19 protein-coding genes and 1 pseudogene are annotated in these 24,385 nt (G+C 64.1%); 14 read left to right on the top strand and 6 right to left on the bottom strand.

Translation table 11 applies throughout. From position 1 onward, the window contains the following. Positions 1-117: 117 nt before the first annotated feature. From QFZ91_RS18630 to purN, 3 genes are all read right to left on the bottom strand, one after another. Positions 118-1,506, bottom strand: a complete 1,389-nt coding sequence (locus QFZ91_RS18630; RefSeq protein WP_429568030.1) for a mechanosensitive ion channel family protein — start codon at positions 1,504-1,506, stop codon at positions 118-120. 71 nt (positions 1,507-1,577) lie between these two features. Beyond that, entirely contained in the window at positions 1,578-2,837 is a 1,260-nt protein-coding gene (locus tag QFZ91_RS18625) for an RsmB/NOP family class I SAM-dependent RNA methyltransferase (RefSeq protein WP_176105246.1), read from the bottom strand. Beyond that, on the bottom strand, positions 2,834-3,487 hold the full coding sequence (gene purN / locus QFZ91_RS18620; RefSeq protein ID WP_176121674.1) for a phosphoribosylglycinamide formyltransferase: 654 nt from the start codon (positions 3,485-3,487) through the stop codon (positions 2,834-2,836). The genes QFZ91_RS18625 and purN overlap by 4 nt, the downstream gene beginning before the upstream one ends. A 138-nt stretch (positions 3,488-3,625) precedes the next feature. Here purN and QFZ91_RS18615 point away from each other — a divergent pair, with 138 nt between their 5' ends. The 6 genes and pseudogenes from QFZ91_RS18615 (at position 3,626) to dut (ending at position 11,085) form a co-directional block, all read left to right on the top strand. Continuing rightward, on the top strand, positions 3,626-4,621 hold the full coding sequence (locus QFZ91_RS18615) for a bifunctional riboflavin kinase/FAD synthetase (protein WP_429568029.1): 996 nt from the start codon (positions 3,626-3,628) through the stop codon (positions 4,619-4,621). A gap of 164 nt (positions 4,622-4,785) precedes the next feature. After that, positions 4,786-7,623, top strand: coding sequence for an isoleucine--tRNA ligase (ileS, locus tag QFZ91_RS18610; RefSeq protein ID WP_429568028.1), 2,838 nt, complete (start codon positions 4,786-4,788; stop codon positions 7,621-7,623). Continuing rightward, the gene (gene lspA / locus QFZ91_RS18605) at positions 7,623-8,129 is read left to right on the top strand and encodes a signal peptidase II (protein ID WP_013090301.1); all 507 of its coding nucleotides are present in this window, start codon (positions 7,623-7,625) and stop codon (positions 8,127-8,129) included. Before ileS ends, lspA begins: the two co-directional genes overlap by 1 nt. 127 nt (positions 8,130-8,256) lie before the next feature. After that, positions 8,257-9,475, top strand: a pseudogene (gene coaBC / locus QFZ91_RS18600) (bifunctional phosphopantothenoylcysteine decarboxylase/phosphopantothenate--cysteine ligase CoaBC). An 81-nt stretch (positions 9,476-9,556) separates the two neighbouring features. After that, entirely contained in the window at positions 9,557-10,573 is a 1,017-nt protein-coding gene (locus QFZ91_RS18595; protein ID WP_429568027.1) for an LLM class flavin-dependent oxidoreductase, read from the top strand. 65 nt (positions 10,574-10,638) lie between these two features. Further along, complete coding sequence (gene dut, locus QFZ91_RS18590) at positions 10,639-11,085, top strand: dUTP diphosphatase (RefSeq protein WP_429568026.1); 447 nt, start codon at positions 10,639-10,641, stop codon at positions 11,083-11,085. 147 nt (positions 11,086-11,232) lie between these two features. On the opposite strand, the gene clpA is transcribed toward dut, so the two are convergent. Both clpA and clpS read right to left on the bottom strand, forming a co-directional pair. After that, positions 11,233-13,530: an ATP-dependent Clp protease ATP-binding subunit ClpA gene (gene clpA, locus QFZ91_RS18585; RefSeq protein WP_176105239.1), complete on the bottom strand. Its 2,298-nt coding sequence runs from the start codon at positions 13,528-13,530 to the stop codon at positions 11,233-11,235. Then, complete coding sequence (gene clpS, locus QFZ91_RS18580; RefSeq protein WP_008919570.1) at positions 13,527-13,841, bottom strand: ATP-dependent Clp protease adapter ClpS; 315 nt, start codon at positions 13,839-13,841, stop codon at positions 13,527-13,529. The genes clpA and clpS overlap by 4 nt, the downstream gene beginning before the upstream one ends. A 557-nt stretch (positions 13,842-14,398) precedes the next feature. Between clpS and cspD the strand changes: the two genes are divergently transcribed. Beyond that, positions 14,399-14,605: a cold shock domain-containing protein CspD gene (gene cspD / locus QFZ91_RS18575; protein WP_176105238.1), complete on the top strand. Its 207-nt coding sequence runs from the start codon at positions 14,399-14,401 to the stop codon at positions 14,603-14,605. Between the two features lie 192 nt (positions 14,606-14,797). On the opposite strand, the gene icd is transcribed toward cspD, so the two are convergent. Beyond that, a complete protein-coding gene (gene icd / locus QFZ91_RS18570; RefSeq protein ID WP_429568025.1) occupies positions 14,798-16,054 on the bottom strand; it encodes an NADP-dependent isocitrate dehydrogenase in 1,257 nt (418 codons plus the stop codon). 261 nt (positions 16,055-16,315) lie between these two features. Here icd and QFZ91_RS18565 point away from each other — a divergent pair, with 261 nt between their 5' ends. The 7 genes from QFZ91_RS18565 to QFZ91_RS18535 all read left to right on the top strand — a co-directional run bounded on the left by QFZ91_RS18565 (position 16,316) and on the right by QFZ91_RS18535 (position 24,364). Beyond that, complete coding sequence (locus tag QFZ91_RS18565; protein ID WP_176385372.1) at positions 16,316-16,885, top strand: pseudouridine synthase; 570 nt, start codon at positions 16,316-16,318, stop codon at positions 16,883-16,885. Between the two features lie 441 nt (positions 16,886-17,326). After that, the gene (locus tag QFZ91_RS18560; protein WP_082194658.1) at positions 17,327-17,518 is read left to right on the top strand and encodes a hypothetical protein; all 192 of its coding nucleotides are present in this window, start codon (positions 17,327-17,329) and stop codon (positions 17,516-17,518) included. A gap of 144 nt (positions 17,519-17,662) precedes the next feature. Continuing rightward, entirely contained in the window at positions 17,663-18,178 is a 516-nt protein-coding gene (locus QFZ91_RS18555; RefSeq protein ID WP_176105234.1) for a DUF192 domain-containing protein, read from the top strand. A gap of 334 nt (positions 18,179-18,512) precedes the next feature. Further along, entirely contained in the window at positions 18,513-20,621 is a 2,109-nt protein-coding gene (gene fusA, locus QFZ91_RS18550) for an elongation factor G (RefSeq protein ID WP_429568024.1), read from the top strand. A 159-nt stretch (positions 20,622-20,780) separates the two neighbouring features. After that, positions 20,781-21,308 carry a cupin domain-containing protein gene (locus tag QFZ91_RS18545; protein ID WP_429568023.1) on the top strand — a complete coding sequence of 176 codons (528 nt, stop codon included), beginning with the start codon at positions 20,781-20,783 and terminating at the stop codon, positions 21,306-21,308. A gap of 50 nt (positions 21,309-21,358) precedes the next feature. After that, positions 21,359-22,402: a HoxN/HupN/NixA family nickel/cobalt transporter gene (locus tag QFZ91_RS18540; RefSeq protein ID WP_429568022.1), complete on the top strand. Its 1,044-nt coding sequence runs from the start codon at positions 21,359-21,361 to the stop codon at positions 22,400-22,402. 288 nt (positions 22,403-22,690) lie between these two features. Next, a complete protein-coding gene (locus tag QFZ91_RS18535) occupies positions 22,691-24,364 on the top strand; it encodes an ABC transporter substrate-binding protein (protein WP_429568021.1) in 1,674 nt (557 codons plus the stop codon). The last annotated feature ends 21 nt before the right edge of the window (positions 24,365-24,385 follow it).

Genomic DNA, 24,385 nt, shown 5'->3' with positions numbered 1-24,385 from the left:
ATATTCTACTGGAAGCGTTCCAAGTGTTTGTAACAAATAGGGATTTTTTGTGCGCTATCAAGCCGATAGCGATTGCCTCGGCACTGGCGCATCACTTGCGACGGCCAAAAGCTCGCTCTAACGATCGCCGTTGGCGGCCCCGTCGGCGGGCCCGAGCGCTGAACCGGTCGCGGTGTCGGGCACCGCATCGGTCATTGCTGCCGGGTGCGGCATTGCGCCGCCGGCCTGACCGACGATGCGCACCTCACGTTGCGCAAGCGGAATCCTGATGCCGTGCTCGGAAAAGAGACGCCAGATGTTGCGGTTGACCGCCGAGAGCACGCCACGTGTGCCGCTCGCCGCGTCTTCGATCCAGAAGCCCAACTCGAGATTGATGCCGTCCGGGCCGAAACCGACCAGAAATGGCGTCGGCGCCGGCTCGCTCAGCACCCGCGGCACGTCGGCCGCGGCCAGGGCGAGCAGCGTCATCGCCTGCTCGACGTCGGATGTGTAGGCGATCTGCACGGGCACCCTCGCGTGGCCACGAGTCAGAAACGACGACTGGTTCTGTACGACGTCGGTGATCAATTTCTCGTTCGGAATCAGCGTTTCGATACCGTCGAGTCCGCGCACGACGGTATAGCGCGTGCGGATCTGCGTGACGCGGCCCTGCAGGCCGCCCACGTTGATCGCGTCGCCGATCCGCAACGAGCGGTCGAGCAGGATGATGAAGCCCGACACGTAGTTGCTCGCGATCTTCTGCATGCCGAAGCCGAGCCCGACGCCGAGCGCGCCCCCGAACACACCGAGCACCGTGATGTCGATGCCGACGATCGACAGGCTGATCAGGATCGCCGCGAGCACGAAGGCCGCGCGGCCGACGCGCGCGACCACCACCTTCAGATTCGCGTCGAGCGTCTTCGAGCGCATCAGGCGGTCTTCGAACGACGAGCCGAGCCACATCGCGACGATCATCGTGACCGCGACCCACAGCAGCCCAGTGATCAGCGACAGCAGCGTCATATGCGCATTGCCGACGCGGAAGCTCACGCTGTCCATCCATGCGATCACGGCGTTCTGAATGCCCAACAGCGTGAGCACCATGCCGACCCAAACGACCACCGACACGATTTTCTCGACCAGAAACAGCCACGGATGCTCGCCCCCTTCGCGGTTGAACACCCGTCGCGCGAAGAAGAACACGATGTAGATCAGCCCGATGCCGACGAGCGGCACCAGCGCCAGATCGAGCAGCGCGGTGTCCATGAACTGGCCGGCGATCGCCCGCGCGAGCCACACGAGCGCCGCGCCGATCAGCGGAAAAGCCGCTCGATCCAGACTTTCCATGCCGAAGCGCAGGCTCTCGTAGCGCGGCGCTTGCGACCGCTTGATCCGGCGGCGCAGCGTCCGCGCGAGCAGCCACGCGACGAGCAGAGTCCCGAGCAGGATCGCGACCTGCCACAGCATCACGGGCTGACCGAAGTCGCGCGCGATATCGCTGAACATGTGGGGAAAAGTCGTGTGCATGATGTCGCCGAAATCGCCGGCACGTGCGGATTCATCAGCCAATCCGCGCGCGCCGGCCTGCAGCGGGTTGCCTAGCTCTGGCGCTCCAGCACGGCGGCGAAGAAGCCGTCGGTCGCGTGGCGGTGCGGCCACAGCGACAGGTAGTCGCCCATCTCCAACTCGATGCGCTGCTCGGCGAGCACGTCGCGCACGGGCACCAGCGCGAAATCAGTGTGATCGGCGAGAAACTGCTGCACGACCGCCTCGTTTTCCGCGTCGAGAATCGAGCACGTGGCATAGACGAGCCGCCCGCCCTTCTTCACGAGGCGCGCCGCGCTCGCGAGAATCGACGCCTGCTTCGGCGCCAGCTCGGCGATCGACTCCGGCGACTGGCGCCACTTCAGATCCGGATTGCGGCGCAGCGTGCCGAGGCCGCTGCACGGCGCATCGACGAGCACGCGGTCGATCTTGCCAGCCAGACGCTTGATCTTCGCGTCGTGTTCGCTGTCGATCAGTACCGGATTCACGTTCGACAGGCCGCTCCTCGCGAGCCGTGGCTTCAGCTTCGCGAGGCGACGCTCGGAGATGTCGAACGCGTAGAGTCGGCCGGTCGAGCGCATCGCCGCGCCGAGCGCCAGCGTCTTGCCGCCCGCGCCCGCGCAGAAATCGACGATCATCTCGCCGCGCCGCGGCGCGACCAGCGAGCACAGCAGCTGGCTGCCCTCGTCCTGCACTTCGAGCCAGCCCTGCTGGAACGCGTCGAGCTTCGTCAATGCCGGCTTGCCGACCACGCGCACGCCGAGCGGCGCAAACGGCGTCGCGCCCGCCTCGATGCCGGCCTTCGACAGCGCGCCCAGCACGTCGTCGCGGCTCGCCTTGATCGGATTCGCGCGCAGATCCAGCGGCGCCGGGTAGTTCAGCGCGGCGGCCAGCTGCGCGAGTTCGGGACCCTCGAACCGCGTGCTCAAAGCCTGGCAGATCCAGTCGGGCAGATTCAGGCGAATCCGCAGCGGCAGGCTTTCCGGATCGATCTTCGACACGTGTTCGAGCCACGTCGCCTCGGCCTCGCTGACGAACGGCTTCAACGCCGAGCGTCCGACCGTTTGCATCAGGCCCAGCAGGGCCATGCGGCGCGCCGGGCTGCCGGTGCCGCTTTCGGCCAGATGCGCGAACTCCATCCGGCGGCGCAGCACGGCGAACACCGCCTCGGCGATCACACCGCGCTCGGCGTGGCCGAGCTTCGGATGCGCGCGGAAGAAGCGGCTCGTGGTGGCGTCCGCGGGGCCGTTCAGCCGCAGTACTTCGGCCAGCAGCGTTTCAGTTTGTCCAATCAGGAAACCATGCAATCTCATGCGCCCTCTCCGGCGGTGTAACCGGCAAAGAGCCATTGCGGCTCCGACGGCGTAAGCGTGACGCGCGAGCCGTCCAGAGCGAGACGCCCTTCGACGAACCAGCGCACCGCGCGTGGATAAATGATGTGCTCGGTGGCGAGCACGCGTGCGGCGAGCGTCTGTGCGGTATCGCCCGCCTCGACGGGCACGGCCGACTGCACGACGATCGGCCCGTGATCCAGCTTTGATGTGACAAAATGCACCGACGCGCCGTGGAACCGCACGCCGGCGTCGAGCGCCTGCTGGTGAGTCTTCAGGCCCGGAAAGCTCGGCAGCAGCGACGGGTGCACATTCAGCATGCGCCCGGCGTAATGGTCGACGAAGCGCTCGGTCAGCACCCGCATGAAGCCCGCGAGCACGACGAGGTCCGGCGCGATAGCGTCGATCTGCTCGGCCAGCGCCGCGTCGAAGCTGTCGCGATCCGGGAACTGGCGGTGGTCGACCACCGCCGTGGCGATGCCGTGCGACGCCGCGAACGCGAGCCCCGCGGCATCGGGACGGTTGGCAATCACGGCGGCGACCCGCGCCGGCCAGCCTTCGCTCGCGCAAGCGCGCACGATGGCTTCCATGTTGCTACCCCGCCCGGAAATCAGGATGACGAGTTTTTTCATGCGCGGATTTTATCATTCGGCAATCGCCCGACCGCGACCGCGCAGCCGTCTATTGCGCCAAGCGTTTATAATCGATTGTTTTGCGGCACCCTTCCCGCGTCCCTATTGCAATCGCAGCAACCGCTGCAACCCGCTATCGTGAGAGTCTTCCGCGGTCTTCCCAATGCCGAGAGCCGCGCGCCGTGCGCGCTGACCATCGGCAACTTCGACGGTGTCCACCGCGGCCACCAGGCTCTGCTCGCGCACGTGCGCGCGGCCGCCAACGCGCGCGGCCTGCCCGTCTGCGTGATGACCTTCGAGCCGCACCCGCGCGAGTTCTTCAACCCGGCCGGCGCGCCGCCGCGCATCGCGATGCTGCGCGACAAGCTCGAGGCGCTGCGCACCAACGGAGTCGACCGGGTCGTCGTCGAGCACTTCAATCACACGTTCGCGAGCCAGTCGCCAGATGCGTTCGTCGAGCGGATCATCGTCAACGGCTTGCACGCGCGCTGGATCATGATCGGCGACGACTTCCGCTACGGCGCGAAGCGGGCCGGCGATTTCGCGTCGCTGCGCGAAGCCGGCAAGCATTACGGCTTCGAGGTCGAACAGATGGCGACGGTCGCCGATCCGTCGGGCGCGCGCATCTCGAGCTCGGGCGTGCGCGCGGCGCTGGTCGCGGGCGACCTCGACTCGGCGCGCGCCGCGCTCGGCCGCGACTATCTGATCAGCGGCCACGTTACGCATGGCATGAAGCTCGGCCGCGATCTCGGCTTTCCGACGCTTAATCTGCCGATCACGCACAAGCGTCCGGCTCTGGCCGGCATCTTCGTCGTGCAGGTGCACGGCATCGCCGAGCACCCGCTGCCGGGCGTCGCGAGCCTCGGCCTGCGCCCCACCGTCGACGATTCCGGCCGCGTGCTGCTGGAAGTGCACCTGCTCGATTGGCACGGCGACGCGTATGGCAAACTCGTGCGCGTCGAATTTCTGAAGAAGCTGCGCGACGAGGAGAAGTTCATCGACCTCGAAACGCTGACCGCCGCGATCGCGCGCGACGTCGCCAATGCGCGCGCATGGTTCGCCGCGGTCGGTGCCGGCACGCCGGGCAGCCGTTCCACCGGTTTCGCCACCTCGGCCACCGACCGAATTAGATAACCGCCGCGGTTCGGGCCGGCGCGCCGCGCCGCACGAACCGTCGCCGCGCATCGAAGGGCATCCGGGCTTCACGCGGAGCCGCCTGCCGGGCGCGCCCCGCTCCTCGCGCAGCGCGCAATCCGCGCGCCGCTACGCATAGAAACGAATTCACCGCCACCCACATCATGAGCAACAAGAAAGCCGATTCGAAACCGCAGTCCCGCTACCCGGTCAACCTGCTCGACACGCCGTTTCCGATGCGCGGCGACTTGCCCAAGCGCGAGCCGCAATGGGTCAAGGACTGGCAGGAACGCAAGGTGTACGACAAGATCCGCGCCGCCTCCAAGGGCCGCACGAAGTTCATCCTGCACGACGGGCCGCCGTATGCGAACGGCGACATCCACCTCGGCCACGCGGTGAACAAGATCCTGAAAGACATGATCGTCAAGGCGCGCAATCTCGCGGGCTTCGACGCGGTCTACGTGCCGGGCTGGGACTGCCACGGCATGCCGATCGAAATCCAGATCGAAAAGCAGTTCGGCAAGTCGCTGCCGGCGGCCGAAGTGATGCAGAAGGCGCGCGCCTACGCGACCGAGCAGATCGAGAAGCAGAAGGCCGGCTTCCGCCGCCTCGGCGTGCTCGGCGACTGGGACAATCCGTACAAGACGATGAACTTCGCGAACGAAGCCGGCGAAATCCGCGCGCTCGCGAAAATCATGGAAAAGGGCTACGTGTTCCGCGGCCTGAAGCCGGTCAACTGGTGTTTCGACTGCGGCTCGGCGCTCGCTGAAGCGGAAGTCGAGTACAAGGACAAGACCGATCCGACCATCGACGTGCTATTCAGCTTCGCCGAACCGGAGAAGACCGCGCAGGCGTTCGGCCTTGCCGCGCTGCCGCGCAACGAAGGCGGCATCGTGATCTGGACCACCACGCCGTGGACCATTCCCGCCAACCAGGCGCTGAACCTGCACCCGGAAATCGTCTACGCGCTCGTCGACACGCCGCGCGGCCTGCTGATCCTCGCCGAGGAACGCGTCGAGGCCTGCCTGAAGCTGTACGGCCTCGAAGGCACGGTCGTCGCGACGACGCCGGGCGAAAAGCTCGTGAACCTGCGCTTCAACCATCCGCTCGCGTCCGCGCATCCGGGCTACAAGCGCACCGCGCCGGTCTATCTCGGCGACTACGTGACGACCGAAACCGGCACCGGCATCGTGCACTCGTCGCCCGCGTACGGCGTGGAAGACTTCGTGTCGTGCAAGTCGCACGGCATGGCCGACTCGGACATCATCAACCCGGTGATGGGCGACGGCCGCTACATCGAATCGCTCGCACTGTTCGGCGGCCTGTCGATCTGGGCGGCGAATCCGCAGATCGTCGAGGCGCTGCAAGGCGCCGGCGCGCTGCTGCGCACCGAAAAGTACACGCACAGCTACATGCACTGCTGGCGCCACAAGACGCCGATCATCTACCGCGCCACTTCGCAGTGGTTCGCCGGCATGGACGTGAAGCCGAACGACGGCGACAAGACGCTGCGCGAGACCGCGCTCGAAGGCATCGAGAACACGGCGTTCTATCCGTCGTGGGGCAAGCAGCGCCTCTTCAGCATGATCGCGAACCGCCCGGACTGGACGCTGTCGCGCCAGCGCCAGTGGGGCGTGCCGATGGCGTTCTTCGTGCACAAGGAAACCGGCGAGCTGCATCCGCGCACGCTGGAGTTGCTCGAACAGGTCGCGCAGCGTGTCGAGAGGGAAGGCATCGAGGCATGGCAGACGCTCGATCCGCGTGAGCTGATCGGCGACGACGCCAACCTGTACGAAAAGAACCGCGACACGCTCGACGTGTGGTTCGACTCGGGCACCACGCACTGGCACGTGCTGCGCGGCTCGCACAAGGACGAGCTGCAGTTCCCGGCCGACCTGTACCTCGAAGGCTCGGACCAGCATCGCGGCTGGTTCCATTCGTCGCTGTTGACCGCCTCGATGCTCGATGGCCGCCCGCCCTACAACGCGCTGCTCACCCACGGCTTCACCGTCGACGGCGAAGGCCGCAAGATGAGCAAGTCGCTCGGCAACGGCATCGATCCGCATGAAGTCGCGAACCGCCTCGGCGCGGAAATCATCCGCCTGTGGATCGCGTCGACCGACTACTCGGGCGAACTCGCGATCTCCGAGGAAATCCTGAAGCGCGTCACGGAAGGCTATCGCCGTATCCGCAATACGCTGCGCTTCCTGCTCGCGAACCTGTCGGACTTCGACTTCGCGCAGCATGCGCGTCCGGTCGAAGACTGGCTCGAGATCGACCGTTACGCGGTGGCGCTGTCGGCGAACCTGCAGAACGACATCCTCTCGCACTACGAGAAGTACGACTTCCACCCGGTCGTCGCCAAGCTGCAGACGTTCTGCTCGGAAGACCTGGGCGGCTTCTACCTCGACGTGCTGAAGGACCGCCTGTACACGACCGCGGCGGATTCGGTCGCGCGCCGCTCGGCGCAGACCGCGCTCTATCACATCGCACACGGCCTGCTGCGCGTGATGGCGCCGTTCCTGTCGTTTACCGCGGAAGAAGCGTGGAAGGTGTTCCAGCCGGACAGCGAAACGATCTTCACCGAGACTTACCACGCGTACCCGGCCGTGCCGGACGCGGGCGCGCTGCTCGACAAGTGGACCCTGCTGCGCGCGGTCCGCGGCGACGTGACCAAGGCGCTCGAAGAGGCGCGGGTCGCGAACCTGATCGGCTCGTCGCTCCAGGCGGAAGTCGAAATCCGCGCGAGCGGCGCGCGTTACGACGCGCTCGCGAGCCTCGGCGACGACCTGAAGTTCGTACTGATCACGTCGGCGGCAACCGTCGTCAAGGTCGATAGCGAAGCGGACGAAGGTGTCGAAGTGATCGCCTCGAAGTACCTGAAGTGCGAACGCTGCTGGCACTATCGCGCGGACGTCGGCGCGAATGCCGAGCATCCGTCGCTGTGCGGCCGCTGCTTCAGCAATCTGTTCGGCAGTGGCGAAACGAGGAGCGCGGCATAATGGCGAGAACCATGTCGAAAACGTCCACCGCGAGCGGCTCGCTCGCACCCTGGCTCGGCATCGCGCTGATCGTCATCCTGTTCGACCAGCTGACGAAAATCGCGGTGCGCAAAGTGTTCGCCTACGGTGTGCCGCACGAAGTTACGCCGTTCTTCAACCTGATTCTCGTGTTCAACCGCGGCGCCGCGTTCAGCTTCCTGGCGATGGCGGGCGGCTGGCAGCGCTGGGCGTTCACCGCGCTCGGCGTGGTCGCGGCGCTCGTGATCTGCTACCTGCTCAAGCGGCATAGCGGGCAGAAAATGTTCTGCACGGCGCTCGCGCTGATTCTCGGCGGCGCGCTCGGCAATGTGATCGACCGGCTCGCGTACGGCCACGTGATCGACTTCCTCGACTTCCACGTGGGCGGCTGGCACTGGCCGGCGTTCAATCTCGCCGACAGCGCGATCACGATCGGTGCGATCCTGCTCGTGATCGACGAGTTGCGGCGGGTACGCGGCACACGCTAACGTCGCCGACGTGAGGCACGGCCGCGGTTGCGAGAGCCGCGCCTCACGTCCGGTTTGAAACGCGCGGCGACGGCGACGGGCAACGCCCTCGCGCCGCCTCGCGATCACGCTTTGTCGGAGGCTTTCGTTGGCAACCGCTGAACTCGCAGGCAAACACCTCGTCCTCGGCATGACGGGCGGCATCGCCTGCTACAAGATCGCCGAACTCACGCGTCTGCTGACCAAGGCAGGCGCGACCGTGCAGGTCGTCATGACCGATGCGGCCACGCAGTTCATCACCCCCATCACGATGCAGGCGCTGTCGGGCCGGCCGGTCTACACGAGCCAGTGGGACGCTCGCGTGCCGAACAACATGGCGCACATTGATCTGTCGCGCGAAGCCGATGCGATCGTGATCGCGCCGGCGTCGACCGACTTCCTCGCCAAGCTCGCGCACGGCATGGCCGACGATCTGCTGTCGACTCTGTGCATCGCGCGCGACTGCCCGCTGCTCGTCGTGCCGGCGATGAACCGGCAGATGTGGCAAAACCCGGCCACGCAACGCAACGTCGCGCAATTGCGCGCGGACGGCGTCGAAGTGCTCGGCCCCGATTCGGGCCCGCAGGCCTGCGGGGAGATCGGCGATGGCCGCATGCTCGAAGCGGCCGCGACCTACGAGGCGATCGCGTCGTTCTTCGCGCCGAAGATCCTGTCCGGCCGCCGTGTGCTCTTGACCGCCGGGCCGACCTTCGAACCGCTCGACCCGGTGCGGCGGCATCACCAATCGCTCGAGCGGCAAGATGGGCTTCGCGCTCGCGCGCGCCGCGCAGCAGGCCGGCGCCGACGTGCATCTGGTGGCTGGTCCGGTCGCGCTGGAAACGCCGTGGGGCGTATTGCGCGAGGACGTGCAGACCGCGCAGCAGATGCACGACGCGGTGATGCGCGCGGTCGCCCAAGCGGACATCTTTATCGGCGTCGCGGCGGTGGCCGACTGGCGCGTCGACCACGTCAGCGATCAGAAGATCAAGAAGACCGCCGAGCGCACGCTGCCGAGCTTTTCATTCGTCGAAAATCCGGACATCCTCGCGGCGGTCGCCCGGCTGCCGAAGCCGCCTTTCGCGGTCGGCTTCGCCGCCGAAAGCGACAATCTCGAAGTCCACGGCGAGGAAAAGCGCGCGCGCAAGAACGTGCCGCTGCTGATCGGCAATCTGGGGCCGCAAACGTTCGGGCTCGACGACAATGAAGTGGTTCTGTTCGAAGCAGGCCGCGCGACGAAGCTGCCACGCGCCGACAAGCAGACGCTGGCGCGCGCGCTGATCGCGGAAATCGCGAAGCGTGTGCCGGCTGGCATCAGTCCGGTTGGCTGAACGAGCGAGCGGCGGTGGGCCCCTGTGGCTCTCCCGCCTTTGCCCGGCTAGCCGACCGGAACCATCTGGAGCACTACTGCCATGACGCTACTCTCCGTGCTCGATCAAACACCGGTGATCGCCGGCCATTCGGTTGCGGACGCGATCGCCGCGACCATCGAACTCGCGCAGCTCGCCGACGACCTCGGCTACACGCGCTATTGGTGCGCCGAGCACCACGGCCTGCGGGGCGTGTCGAACCCATGCCCTGAAGTGATGCTGGCGCGCCTCGGCAGCGTGACCAAACGCATTCGCATCGGCTCGGGCGGCATCATGCTGCCGTACTACAGCCCGTTCAAAGTCGCCGAGCAGTTCATGATGCTCGAGGCGCTATTTCCGAACCGCGTCGATCTCGGCGTCGGACGCGCGCCGGGCGGCGACATGCGCACCGCGCAGGCGGTCGCGGCCGGCGCTTACAATCGCGGCGAGATTTTTCCGCAGCAGGTCGCCGAGCTGCTCGGCCTCATGCACGGCGCGCTGCCCGACGATCATCTCGCGCAGGGTGTGCTGCTGCAGCCGCAAGTCGATACGCGCCCGCAACTGTGGGTGCTCGGCTCGAGCGAATTCGGCGGTCTGCTCGCGGCGCAGCTCGGCATCCGCTTCTCGTTCGCGCATTTCATCAACGCGCATTTCGGCAAGCAAGTCGCGCTGGCGTATCGCCAGCGCTTCCAGCCTGGCAACGAGGCGTCGCAGCCGTATCTGGCGGCCGCGGTCTTCGTGATCTGCGCGGATACCGAGCAGGAAGCCGCGGACCTCGAAAAAGCCGTCGATCTACGTCGCGTGCAGATGGCGTATGGTCTGAACGAACCGATTCCGTCGATCGAGCAAGGCATCGCGCAGGAATATGGCGAGCGCGAACAGCTCGTGATCGATCGCGAAAAACCACGCAGCATCATCGGCACGCCTGAGCGCGTGACCGAGCGGCTTACGGAGTTGCGGCAGCAGTTCCAGGCCGACGAGCTGATGGTGCTGACCGTCGCGGGCAGCTATCGCGCGCGTTTGCGCTCCTACGAACTGCTCGCTGACGCATTTCAGCTCGGCTCGAACCAGGCGGCTTGATCTCAGAGGTTTTGCCAGTCAGCCGTGTGCCCCTTCACCAAACCCACCCCCACTATCGAACCTGAATGAAACTCGACCTGAAGATTCTCGATCAGCGCATGCGCGAACAGCTCCCCGCTTACGCGACGACCGGTAGCGCCGGCCTCGATCTGCGCGCCTGCCTCGACGAACCGCTGACGCTGAAACCCGGCGAAACCGCGCTGGTGCCGACCGGACTCGCGATCCACGTCGGCGACCCCGGCTATGCGGCGCTGATTCTGCCGCGCTCGGGTCTGGGCCACAAGCATGGGATCGTGCTCGGCAATCTGGTCGGCCTGATCGATTCCGACTACCAGGGCCAACTGATGATTTCGACGTGGAATCGCGGCGAGACGACGTTCGTGCTGAACCCGATGGAACGCCTCGCGCAACTGGTGATCGTGCCGGTCGTGCAGGCCAGGTTCAACATCGTCGAGGACTTCGAGGAAAGCGCGCGCGGCGCGGGCGGGTTTGGCAGCACCGGCAAGCATTGATCGATTGCTGCGACGCGGCGGCTGCGGCGTTCAGCGCGCGCGCCGCGAGCAGAAGATCAGAGCATAAAAAAACGGCGCGGGATAAAAACCCGCGCCGTTCTGTTTTTGGCGTCTGGCCAGCTTGACTCAGTGCCGGCCTGACTGACATCACTCGACTTCCACCGCCTCAGGATTCGGATTACGCGGCGCCGGATGCTCGTCGAAGGTCAACTGCACCTTGTCGTCCGCATCGACGTCGACCGTCACGCGGCCGCCGTTCATCAGCTTGCCGAACAGCAGCTCGTCGGCGAGCGCGCGACGGATCGTGTCCTGGATCAGGCGCTGCATTGGCCGCGCGCCCATCAACGGATCGAAACCGTGCTTCGCCAGATGCTTGCGCAGCGCATCGGTGAACAGCGCATCGACCTTCTTCTCGTGCAGCTGATCTTCCAGCTGCATCAGGAACTTGTCGACCACGCGCATGATGATTTCCTCATCGAGCGCACGGAAGCTGATCGTCGCGTCCAGACGGTTGCGGAACTCCGGCGTGAACATGCGCTTGATGTCGACCATCTCGTCGCCCGCCTCGCGGCGATTCGTGAAGCCGATCACTGCCTTGCCCATCGCCTCGGCGCCCGCGTTCGTCGTCATGATGATGATGACGTTGCGGAAGTCCGCCTTGCGGCCGTTGTTGTCCGTCAGCGTGCCGTGGTCCATCACCTGCAGCAGCACGTTGAAGATATCCGGGTGCGCCTTCTCGATTTCGTCGAGCAGCAGCACGCAGTGCGGCTTCTTCGTGATCGCCTCGGTCAGCAGGCCGCCCTGGTCGAAACCGACGTAGCCCGGCGGCGCGCCGATCAGCCGGCTCACCGCGTGACGCTCCATGTACTCCGACATGTCGAAGCGGATCAGCTCGATGCCGAGCGTGAACGCGAGCTGCTTCGCGACCTCGGTCTTGCCGACACCGGTCGGACCGGAGAACAGGAACGCGCCGATCGGCTTGTCGAGCTTGCCGAGGCCCGCTCGCGCCATCTTGATCGCCGCCGACAGCGCGTCGATGGCCGGGTCCTGGCCGAACACGACGCTCTTCAGGTCGCGGTCGAGCGTCTGCAGCTTGCTGCGATCGTCCTGCGACACGCTTTGCGCCGGCACGCGCGCGATCTTCGAGATGATTTCCTCGATCTCATTCTTGCCGATGGTCTTCTTCTGCTTCGACTTCGGCAGAATGCGCTGCGCCGCGCCCGCTTCGTCGATCACGTCGATCGCCTTGTCCGGCAAATGACGATCGGTGATGAAGCGCGCCGACAGCTCAGCCGCCGCCGACAGCGCACCCGACGAATACTTGACGCCGTGGTGCTCCTCGAAACGCGACTTCAGTCCGCGCAGGATCGCCACCGTCTGCTCGACGGTCGGCTCGGTCACGTCGACCTTCTGGAAACGACGCGACAGCGCCGCGTCCTTTTCGAAGATGCCGCGATATTCGGTGAAGGTGGTCGCGCCGATGCACTTCAGCGTGCCCGACGAGAGCGCCGGCTTCAGCAGGTTCGACGCATCCAGCGTGCCGCCGGACGCGGCGCCCGCGCCGATCAGCGTATGAATTTCGTCGATGAACAGAATCGCGTGCGGACGCTCCTTCAGTTCCTTCAGCACCGTCTTCAGACGCTGCTCGAAGTCGCCGCGGTACTTGGTGCCAGCGAGCAACGCGCCCATGTCGAGCGAATACACCTGGGCATCCGCGAGGATATCCGGCACTTCGCCGCGCGTGATGCGCCATGCGAGCCCTTCGGCGATCGCGGTCTTGCCGACACCGGCCTCACCGACCAGCAGCGGATTGTTCTTGCGCCGGCGGCACAGCACCTGCACCACACGCTCGACTTCCGACTCGCGCCCGATCAGCGGATCGATGCGGCCGTCCTTCGCCATCTGGTTCAGGTTCTGCGTGAACTGGGCGAGCGGCGTTTCCTTCTGCGCGGCGGCTTCGTCGGACTCGGCATTCGCGTCGCTCGCTTTCGCGGCGTCCGAACTGCTCGTCTTGGCGATGCCGTGCGAGATGAAATTGACCACGTCCAGACGCGTGACGCCCTGCTGCTGCAGGTAGTACACCGCGTGCGAATCCTTCTCGCCGAAGATCGCGACCAGCACGTTCGCGCCGGTCACTTCCTTCTTGCCGTTCGAGGTGGACTGCACATGCATGATCGCGCGCTGGATCACACGCTGGAAACCGAGCGTGGGCTGCGTGTCGACGTCGTCCGTGCCCGGCACGGTCGGCGTGTTGTCATGAATGAAGTTGCGCAGGTTCTGACGCAGATCCTCGATATTGGCCGCGCATGCGCGCAGTACCTCTGCCGCCGTCGGGTTATCCAACAGCGCGAGCAAAAGATGTTCGACCGTTATGAACTCGTGCCGTGCCTGGCGCGCTTCCATGAACGCCATATGCAGGCTGACTTCCAGTTCCTGGGCAATCATGCTTCCTCCATCACACACTGCAGCGGATGCCCGGCCTGCCGTGCGTGGGTAACGACTTGCTCGACTTTGGTCGACGCGATGTCCCGCGTATAGACCCCACAAACTCCCCTGCCCTCGCGATGCACCTTCAACATGACCTGCGTTGCGGTTTCACGATCCTTATTGAAATATTCCTGCACGATCATCACGACAAATTCCATCGGCGTGAAGTCGTCATTCAGCAGCACCACCTTGTACATGGACGGCGGCTTGAGTTTCTGCTCCTGCCGTTCCAGTACGGTGCCGTCCTGCTTGTCCGGGATAATCGCCATACACCCATTCTAAACAACTAGGACAGGCCCGCAATCCTGTCAAAACCCGGCCGCCCGGCCGATGAGCCCGTTCGCTGCCGCCCGGCGGTCACGACTCTGTCATGATCGGCCCGGCCTCTCGCGTGTTCGACGGGCCGATTGCGGTGCCGGCCCCCATCCTGTCATGCACGGTGCGTGCTGCACCGCGGTCGGATCGAGTATCGCACAACCTGCCGGTACAGGCTGCGAGCGCTCGCCGCGCTGGGCGTCGGCGCCGCGGGCACAGTCAGCATGTGAGTCGATTATGCGACTTTTCAAGCCACGCCGCTTGCGCCACCGCACATACGGAAGCGGTAAAAACCCTGGAAAGCGGCCTGTTTGCAACGCGACAACGACGTCTCAAAATTTTCTTGACACTCGAATAAAGAGCCCCAACAATCAAGCTGGCACTTTTTTCACTAAGCCATAATTTCGAAAAAATGCCGATGGTGAGCTTGTGAGGAGGGGACGACTGCCTCGCGCAGTCGTGGCTTTTCGAGGGCTCGTGGTAGTGACATGAGTTACAGGGGAAGTTGGAAATGGCAACTGGTACGGTCAAATGGTTCAACGACGCCAAAGGTTTCGGATTCATCACGCCTGATGAGGGTGGCGAGGATCTGTTTGCACACTTCTCGGCCATCCAGATGAACGGGTTCAAAACCCTGAAGGAAGGTCAGAAGGTCACCTTCGAGGTTGTGCAAGGCCCGAAAGGCAAACAGGCATCGAACATTCAGACTCCTGCCTGAGGCGGCTCTGCGGCGGTTCGTTATCCGTCCTTTTTGAAACCCGGCTTCGTGCCGGGTTTCTTTTTTGCGGTGGCTTTCTGTTGCAGCGGATTTTCCCGTCGGAAAATCGCGCGAAAATCCCGGGTATAAAAATACCCCGGCCGTTTGCTGGCGCCGGGGTTTTTATGCAAACTGGATAATCCGGCGCATCAATTACATATTTTCGATCATCACTTGGCCAAATGCGGAACACGACACCTGGGTCGCGCCTTCCATCAGACGGGCAAAATCGTAAGTCACGCGCTTTTGCAGGATCGATTTTTCCATCGAGCTGATTATCCGATCCGCCGCCTCGAACCAGCCCAGGTGGCGCAGCATCATTTCCGCCGACAGGATTTCCGAGCCGGGATTCACGTAGTCCTTGCCCGCGTATTTCGGCGCCGTGCCATGAGTCGCCTCGAACATCGCAACCGAATCCGACATATTCGCGCCCGGCGCGATACCGATGCCGCCAACCTGCGCGGCGAGCGCGTCGGAGATGTAGTCGCCGTTCAGGTTCAGCGTGGCGATCACGTCGTATTCGGCCGGGCGCAGCAGGATCTGCTGCAGGAACGCGTCGGCGATCACGTCCTTCACGACGACGTCGCCGCCGGTCTTCGGATTCCTGACTTTCATCCACGGACCGTCGTCGATCAGTTCCGCGTTGAACTCTTTCTGCGCGAGCGCGTAGCCGTAGTCGCGAAACGCGCCTTCGGTGTACTTCATGATGTTGCCCTTGTGCACCAGCGTCACCGAGCGGCGTTCATTGTCGATCGCATACTGGATCGCCTTGCGCACCAGACGTTCGGTCCCTTCGCGCGACACCGGCTTGATGCCGATGCCCGACGAATCCGGGAAGCGGATCTTCTTCACGCCCATTTCTTCGCGCAGGAACCTGATGATCTTCTTCGCCTGTTCGGATTCGGCCGGCCATTCGATGCCGGCGTAAATGTCTTCCGAGTTCTCGCGGAAGATCACCATGTTGGTCTTCTCGGGCTCACGCACCGGCGACGGCACGCCCTTGAAATACTGCACCGGACGCAGGCACACGTAGAGGTCCAGTTCCTGGCGCAACGCGACGTTCAGCGAGCGGATGCCGCCGCCGACCGGCGTGGTGAGCGGCCCCTTGATCGATACGATGTATTCCTTGACCGCCTGCAGCGTTTCGTCCGGCAGCCATACGTCGGGGCCGTACACCCGGGTCGCCTTCTCGCCCGCGTAGATTTCCATCCAGTGGATTTTCTTCTTGCCGCCGTACGCCTTTTCGACCGCCGCATCGACGACCTTGAGCATGACCGGCGTGATGTCCACACCGGTACCGTCGCCTTCGATGTACGGGATGATCGGCTCGTTAGAAACGTTGAGCGAGAAGTCGGCGTTGACGGTGATCTTATCGCCACTTGCCGGAACCTTGATGTGCTGATACGGCATGATCGGACTCCAGTGAAAGCCGTGCAAAAGCTGATGGGAGACTGCGAAAGAGATACGCTCGCCACGCAATGCCGAACCGCCGCGAGCGGCCTGGCCGCTATTCTAGCCCACGCCCCAGGCACGTCGCGGCCGCCGCGGGCTCCGTGTTTTCCAACATCGACGACCCCTCAACCGCACCACGCTCCTCTATAAGATACAAGAATCCGCCTGCCGATTTATGCATTATCATCGCGCCGTACCGCTCTGCCGTCTTGCTCTCCTATGCGCCTTCTCGCCCTCAACAAGCCATTCGGCACCATCTGTCAATTTTCGCCACATGAGACGCGCGCGTCGCTTGCAGACTGGGTCAAGGTACCGGGTGTCTATCCGGCCGGCCGCCTCGACTCGGATAGCGAAGGCCTGCTGCTGCTCACCGACGACGGCGCGCTGCAGGCGCGCATTGCGGAGCCGCGTCACAAGCTCGTCAAACGCTATTGGGCGCAAGTCGAAGGCGCGGTCGACGACGCCGCGTTGAAACGGCTCGCACGCGGCGTCGATCTCGGCGATTACGTGACACGCCCATGTCAGGCGAGCTATGTCGAACCGTCTGGCTCGCTATGGACGCGCACGCCGCCGATCCGCTATCGCGCTGCGATCCCGACCACTTGGATCGAACTGTCGATCACAGAAGGCAAGAACCGTCAGGTGCGTCGTATGACCGCCGCGGTCGGTTTTCCGACGCTGCGTCTCGTGCGCGTCGGCATCGGTGCGCTTGACATTTTTTCACTCGGACTACAACCCGGTGAGAGCATCGAGTTGCGAGCGAACGCGCCGTGGGATGGCGTCGCCTGAACGCGAATCAGCCTGCACGTGCTCACTGGAAACACGTTTCACGGCCGTGACAATCAACGCTAACTCGTTGTAGCAGCACACAAAACAATGCGTGAAACGCAAGCCCCAAATGCGTGAAACAAATGAGCTCGCGCGAGCCTGCGTGATGCAGTTCGATCGTGTGTGAGGACGACAAAAATTTCCGCGCAATTCACGTCAACCGCCGTACAAGTCCACGCGTTATTCGACGCAGATGCCGCCGAAGCTATCCGGCATTCAGCCTTAAAGACCTTTGCATAAGCCGTTTTTGCGCGGCGAGTACGAAAGTCCGAACGCTAGCAGACGCGTCGAAAAATTTTGTTCGATGCGGCTGTCAACCGAAAGGTGGATGGCACGTTTACCGTCATGACTCTACATTTGCCGGGTCATTTGGTTAATTAACTCAAGCTGAGGATTCACAAAATGAACAAACTGATCGCCGCTCTGGTCGCTGGCCTCTTCGCAACGGCAGCATTCGCACAAGCATCGGCACCGGAAGCAGCTTCGGCAGCTCCGGCAGCAGCAGCCTCGTCGGCAAAGAAGACCACCAAGCACGCTCACAAGAAGTCGCACAAGAAGGCAGCTGCTGCTGCAGCTTCGGCAGCTTCGGAGTAAGTTGCTTGTAAAAACGCAGTAAAGAACTAGCTTCATTGCCGTTCTTACGGCGTTGTAAGGCAGATCACCGCAAGGCGATCTGCCTTTTTGTTTTTGACACGCTCGCGTAACATGCGCGGGTCGATTTCAGCAAGGAGTCTTGTCGTGCGATTTTCCATCCGCTCGTCGGTGGCGCGTTTCGCCGTTGCCGTTGCACTGCCGCTCGCGGCGCTGTCGTTCGCCGCTACCACGGCTCCCGCCCTGGCGCAGCAGATGCCGCCGGGCGCCAAGCAGCCGGGCGAGTTTCCGCGGGTCAAGCTGACCGCTGGTATGTTCGTGATCGACGCGGCCGTCGCCGCCAACGACGCGGATCGCGAACAGGGCTTGATGTATCGCACGAAGCTCGGGCCGAACGAAGGCATGCTGTTCGTGTTCAACGAGAACGCGGGCCACTGCTTCTGGATGAAGAACACGCTGATTCCGCTGTCGATCGCGTTCATACGCGCCGACGGCACGATCACCGATATCGACGAGATGCAGGCCGAGACCACCAACAACCACTGCCCGACGCACAACGGCGTGTTCGCGCTGGAAATGCCCAAGGGTTGGTTCACGGCCAAGGGCATCAAGCCGGGCATGCAGATCCAGGGCTTGCCGCCGGTGCCGGGCATCACGCAGTAAAGCCTCTCACCGCCGGGCTGCACCCCTGCGCGGCGCCCCGCAGATGGCCACCCGGGCGTCTCCGTAAGCTGCCACTGGCCAGCCCGGCCGTCCCGCCCTGCTTTCCCGCAAAAACCCGGCGCCTCAACCCGAGGCGCCGGGTTTTTTTCCGCCCGCACAGCCCCGCGCGGCCAGCCTTCGCGCCGGCTGGCAGGATTCATGCAAAAGACCAATCGAAGCGCTATCCTTGTAATCTCGATTTGGTAACGCCACATAAAGCACCACCCAGATTCCCCGGGCGGCTGACGCGGTCGCCCGGCATGCGTTTCAGGCGCGCCATTACAAGGAGATTCACGTGCCCCGCAAGACTCCAATCGAGCGCTACCGGAATATCGGCATCAGCGCTCACATCGATGCCGGCAAAACCACCACCACCGAACGGATCCTGTTCTACACCGGCGTGACCCACAAGATCGGCGAGGTTCACGACGGTGCGGCGACGATGGACTGGATGGAACAGGAGCAGGAGCGCGGCATCACGATAACGTCGGCGGCCACGACCGCGTTCTGGAAAGGCATGGCCGGCAACTACCCCGAGCATCGGATCAACATCATCGACACCCCCGGGCACGTCGACTTCACGATCGAAGTCGAGCGCTCGATGCGCGTGCTCGACGGCGCGTGCATGGTGTACGACTCGGTCGGCGGCGTGCAGCCGCAATCGGAAACCGTGTGGCGCCAGGCGAACAAGTACAAGGTGCCGCGCATTGCGTTCGTCAACAAGATGGATCGCGTCGGCGCGGACTTCTTCCGCGTGCAGCGGCAGATCGGCGAACGCCTGAAGGGCGTCGCCGTGCCGATCCAGATTCCGATCGGCGCGGAAGAGCACTTCCAGGGCGTGGTCGACCTCGTCAAGATGAAGGCGATCTACTGGGACGACGCGAGCCAGGGCATCAAGTTCGAGTATCGCGACATTCCGGCTGAACTTGCCGCAACCGCGAAGGAATGGCACGACAAGATGGTCGAGGCCGCGGCCGAGGCGAACGAGACGCTGCTCGAAAAGTACCTGGGCGGCGAGCATCACCTGACCGAAGAAGAAATCAAGCAGGGCATTCGCGCGCGCACGATCGCCAATGAGATCGTGCCGATGCTGTGCGGCAGCGCGTTCAAGAACAAGGGCGTGCAGGCGATGCTCGACGCGGTGATCGACTATCTGCCGTCGCCGGTCGACGTGCCCGCGATCACCGGCCACGACGAGCACGACAAGGAGATCGAGCGTCATCCGAACGACGACGATCCGTTCTCGGCGCTCGCCTTCAAGATCATGACCGACCCGTTCGTCGGCCAGTTGATCTTCTTCCGCGTGTACTCGGGCGTCGTCAATTCTGGCGACACGGTCTACAACGCGGCCAAGGAAAAGAAGGAGCGCCTCGGCCGCATCCTGCAGATGCATGCGAACGAGCGCAAGGAAATCAAGGAGGTCTACGCGGGCGACATCGCCGCGGCCGTCGGCCTGAAGGAAGCGACTACCGGCGACACGCTGTGCGATCCGAATCATGTGATTATCCTCGAAAGGATGATCTTCCCGGACCCGGTGATCTCGCAGGCCGTCGAGCCGAAGACCAAGGCCGATCAGGAAAAGATGGGCATCGCGCTGAACCGTCTCGCGCAGGAGGACCCGTCGTTCCGCGTACAAACCGATGAGGAATCGGGACAGACGATCATTTCCGGCATGGGCGAACTGCACCTGGAAATTCTGGTCGACCGGATGAAGCGCGAGTTCGGCGTCGAAGCAACTGTGGGCAAACCGCAGGTCGCGTATCGCGAAACGGTGCGTAACAAGGTCGAGGACGTCGAAGGCAAATTCGTCAAGCAGTCGGGCGGCCGCGGCCAGTACGGCCACGCGGTGATCGCGCTCGAACCTTCCGAACAGGGCAAGGGCTACGAGTTCGTCGACGCGATCAAGGGCGGCGTGATCCCGCGCGAATTCATCCCGGCGGTCGACAAGGGCATCCAGGAAACGCTGAAAGCGGGCGTGCTGGCGGGCTATCCGGTCGTCGACGTGAAGGTCACGCTGACCTTCGGTTCGTACCACGACGTCGACTCGAACGAAAACGCGTTCCGCATGGCTGGCTCGATGGCGTTCAAGGAAGCGATGCGCAAGGCGAAGCCCATACTGCTCGAACCGATGATGGCCGTCGAGGTGGAAACACCCGAGGACTTCATGGGCAACGTGATGGGCGACCTGTCGAGCCGGCGCGGCATGGTGCAAGGCATGGAAGACATCGCGGGCGGCGGCGGCAAGCTGGTGCGTGCGGAGGTGCCGCTCGCCGAGATGTTCGGCTACTCGACGTCGCTGCGCTCGGCCACTCAGGGCCGCGCGACTTATACGATGGAGTTCAAGCATTACGCCGAAACGCCGAGCAACGTCGCCGAGGCCGTGATCAACGCGAAGAAGCAATGACGCTGACGCGGCGCCGCAGAGTGTCTTGAGTCGAAGCCCGCTCCTTGTGAGCGGGCTTTTTTTCGTGGCGCCCTTGCCATCGTCACGCCACGCAGCCGTTTTTTGAACGTGCCAGAATGTCGAACAGGTACGCGGCACGCAAGCCAAGGAGGAGACGCGATGAGCCAGGATCACGAACATCCGCATTACCGGGCCGAGCACGAGACCGCCGAAACCGGCGGGCAGATCGACTGGCGCGAGCACGGCGTGAAGGTCATCCGCGGCGATCAGCTCGATACCAACACCGCGCAAACGCCGGGCATGAACCGCGCGGCTGCGATCAACGCGGCGCGCGTCGGCGCGCAGAAGATCTGGGCCGGCACCGTGACGATCCATCCGAACGCGAAGACCGGCGCGCATCATCACGGCGCGCTCGAAAGCGTGATCTACGTGGTGCGCGGCCAGGCGCGCATGCGCTGGGGCAAGCATCTGGAATTCACCGCCGAGGCCGGGCCCGGCGACTTCATCTTCGTGCCGCCCTACGTGCCGCATCAGGAGATCAACGCGAGCACCGACGAGCCGCTCGAATGCGTGCTCGTACGCAGCGACAACGAAGCGGTCGTCGTCAATCTGAACATCGATGCTGTCGAGCAGCCGGAAACGGTCTACTGGGTCGATCCGATCCACAAGCATCCGCACGATCACTGAGTCGCTCATTTGCCTGCTCATTCACCTGCTGACTGATCCGCCCGCGCCACATGACGCCAACCGCTTCGCTGCGCCGTCGCCTCGTCACGCTCTACGCGGCGCTGATCGCCGCCAACCTCGGCACTTGGCTGTGGGCGCTGATCGCGTTTCGCCACTACCCGCTGCTGCTCGGCACCGCGCTGCTCGCGTATGGCTTCGGTCTGCGTCATGCGGTCGACGCCGACCACATCGCGGCGATCGACGCGGTCACGCGCAAGCTGATGCAAACGGGCAAGCGGCCGCTCGGCATCGGGCTCGCATTTTCGCTCGGACACTCGACCATCGTGGTCGCGGCGACGATCGGCATCGCGTGGACCACGCATTCGCTGCACGGGCGCTTCGAGAGCCTCAAGGAACTCGGCGGCACGCTCGGCACGCTGGTTTCGGCGACGTTCCTGCTGGTGCTCGCGGCGGTCAATCTCGTGATCCTGCGCGATGTGTGGCGTCGTTACCGGCACGCGCAACACGATGGCGCCGTGGCGACCGCGTTAACTGACTCGCTCGCCCCAGCCGGACTGCTGTCGCGTGCGTTACGGCCGCTGTTCCGGCTGGTGACCCAAAGCTGGCACATGTACCTGGTCGGCGTGCTGTTCGGGCTCGGCTTCGATACCGCGACGGAGATCGGCCTGCTCGCGATCGCCGCGTCGCAGGCGAGCACCGGTCTGCCGCTCTACTCGATCCTCGTGTTCCCCGCGCTCTTCACGGCCGGCATGACGCTCGTCGATTCGACCGATAACGTGCTGATGGTGCACGCATACGGCTGGGCGATGGATGACCCGAAGCGCAAGCTCTACTACAACGCGAGCATCACGTTCGTGTCGGCGGTGGTCGCGATCGTGATCGGCGGCATCGAGGCGTTGGGACTACTGTCGGACCGCTTCGGCTGGAGCGGCGGCGTGCTGGATGCGATCGCCCGCATCAACGATCACTTTGGCGCGCTCGGCTATGCGATCGTCGCGGCCTTCATGGCGTGCTGGATCGGCTCGGTGCTGTTTCATCGCTGGAGACGGCCAACCGTGGCGACAGGCGCGGCAACAAGCGCGGCGCCCAAATGACTCGTTCCGGTATAACTCACTCGACCCATGCGAGGCGATCGGTAGGGATTCCAGCGCGATGCCGTCATTCTGTCCGCTACGGCGGGCACCGCTCGCAAGCATGCATCGCGCAAGCGTTGCGACGACGACACACCGCGCGCCGTTTATCGCCCGATCGGCTGGCGCGGTGCGCCGCCGGCGCGCCAGAGCCGCGAGCAATCGCTTACACTGAGACGGCTTTTCTCGCGCTGTCGCGCCGCTCGCGCGACGCTTCGGAACCGGCAACAGAACGGACTGGACACGCCATCGATGAAAACGCCAGCGGACCGACTTCTCGCATCTGACGCACTAAACACAGCCCGCCTCACCGCCGACGCCTACGGCAACCACGCCCTCGACGAATTCCTCGCCGGCCGCATCACGCGCCGCGAACTGCTGCGCTACGCTAGCGTGATCGGTCTTTCAGTCGCGGGCGGCGGCTTGCTCGGCGCGCCGCGAGCGAGGGCGCAAGGTGCGCCGGCCCCGTCGAACCAGACGATCCGCGTCGCGCATCTGACGCCGGCGGGCGCCGTCGATCCGCTGACGGTCACCGACGCCGCGAGCCTCGCGCTGCTAAACCAGACCGGCGAATTCCTGATCGACGACGACGGCGAGAAGCTGATGCTCAAACCCGCGCTCGCGCTGTCGTGGAAGCCGAACGACAAGGGCGACGTGTGGACGTTCAAGCTGCGCCCCAACGTGAAATTCCACGACGGCCAGAGCTTCGGCGCGAAAGACGTGGTCGCCACCTTCGACCGTCTCGCCGATCCCGCGAGCGGCTCGGCCGCGTTGTCGGTATTGAAAGGCGTGCTGTCGAAAGGCGGTGCGAAGGTCGTCGACGAACACACGGTCGAGTTTCATCTCGACGCGCCGATCGGCAATTTCCCCTACTACGTTTCCTCGGATAATTACAACGCGGTGATCCTGCCCGCGAACTTCGCGGGCAACTACGAAAAGAGCTTCATCGGCACCGGCCCGTTCAAACTCGAAAAGTATCAGCCGAAGGTCGGCGCGTCGTTCGTGCGCAATCCCGACTACTGGGGCGACAAAGCGTTACCGCAACGGGTACAGTTTTCGTTCTATGCGGACGAACAGGCGCAACTGCTCGCGCTGCAAGGCCACCAGGCCGACGTGATGGGCACCTTCACCGTGCAGGGCGGCGCGGCCATTCTGAACAATCCGGACTACAAGGCAGTGGGCGTGAAGTCGAGCGCGCATCGGCAGATCCATATGCGCAACGACAGCCCGCTCTTCAAGGACAAACGCGTGCGCCAGGCGCTCGCGTTGTCGCTCGATCGCGACGTGCTCGTGCGTGGTCTCTTCAAGGGTCGCGCGCAACTCGGCAACGACAGCCCGTTCGCGCCGGTGTTTCCGTCGTCGGACGCGGGCGTGCCGCAACGCAAGATCGATGTCGCGAAGGCGAAGCAACTGCTCGCGCAAGCCGGCGTGCCGAACGGTTTCGATGTCACGCTGACTACCGAAAAATACATGGAGATCCCCGACCTCGCGGTCGTCGTGCAGAACGCCGCGAAGGCGATCGGCGTGCGCATCAACCTGAAGGTCGAGAGCCAGTCGCTGTACTACGGCGCGGGCACGCCGGGCAAATCCGACTGGCTCGACTCGCCGCTCGGCTTCACCGACTACGGTCATCGCGGCGTGCCGAACGTGTTCCTCAACGCGACGCTCACGAGCAACGGCACGTGGAATGCTGCGCACTTCAAGAATCCGCAATACGATCAACTGGTCGCGCAGTTCGTCGCGGCGATCGACCTCGCCACGCAGAAGAAACTCTCCGGACAGATCCAGACGCTGCTGCTCGACGAAACGCCGCTGATCATCCCGTTCTTCTACGATCAGCTGATCGCGATGCGCAAGGGCGTGAACGGCGTGCGCTTCACCGCGCTCGCGCAGCTGTATTTCGATCGCGCGACGCTGAGCGCGTAAGTACCGCGCTGCTCAACGCAC

The organism is Paraburkholderia sp. JPY419 (assembly GCF_050435705.1).
In the GTDB taxonomy this organism is placed as follows: Bacteria; Pseudomonadota; Gammaproteobacteria; order Burkholderiales; family Burkholderiaceae; genus Paraburkholderia; species Paraburkholderia youngii.
This window is presented reverse-complemented; position numbering and strand designations above follow the sequence as displayed.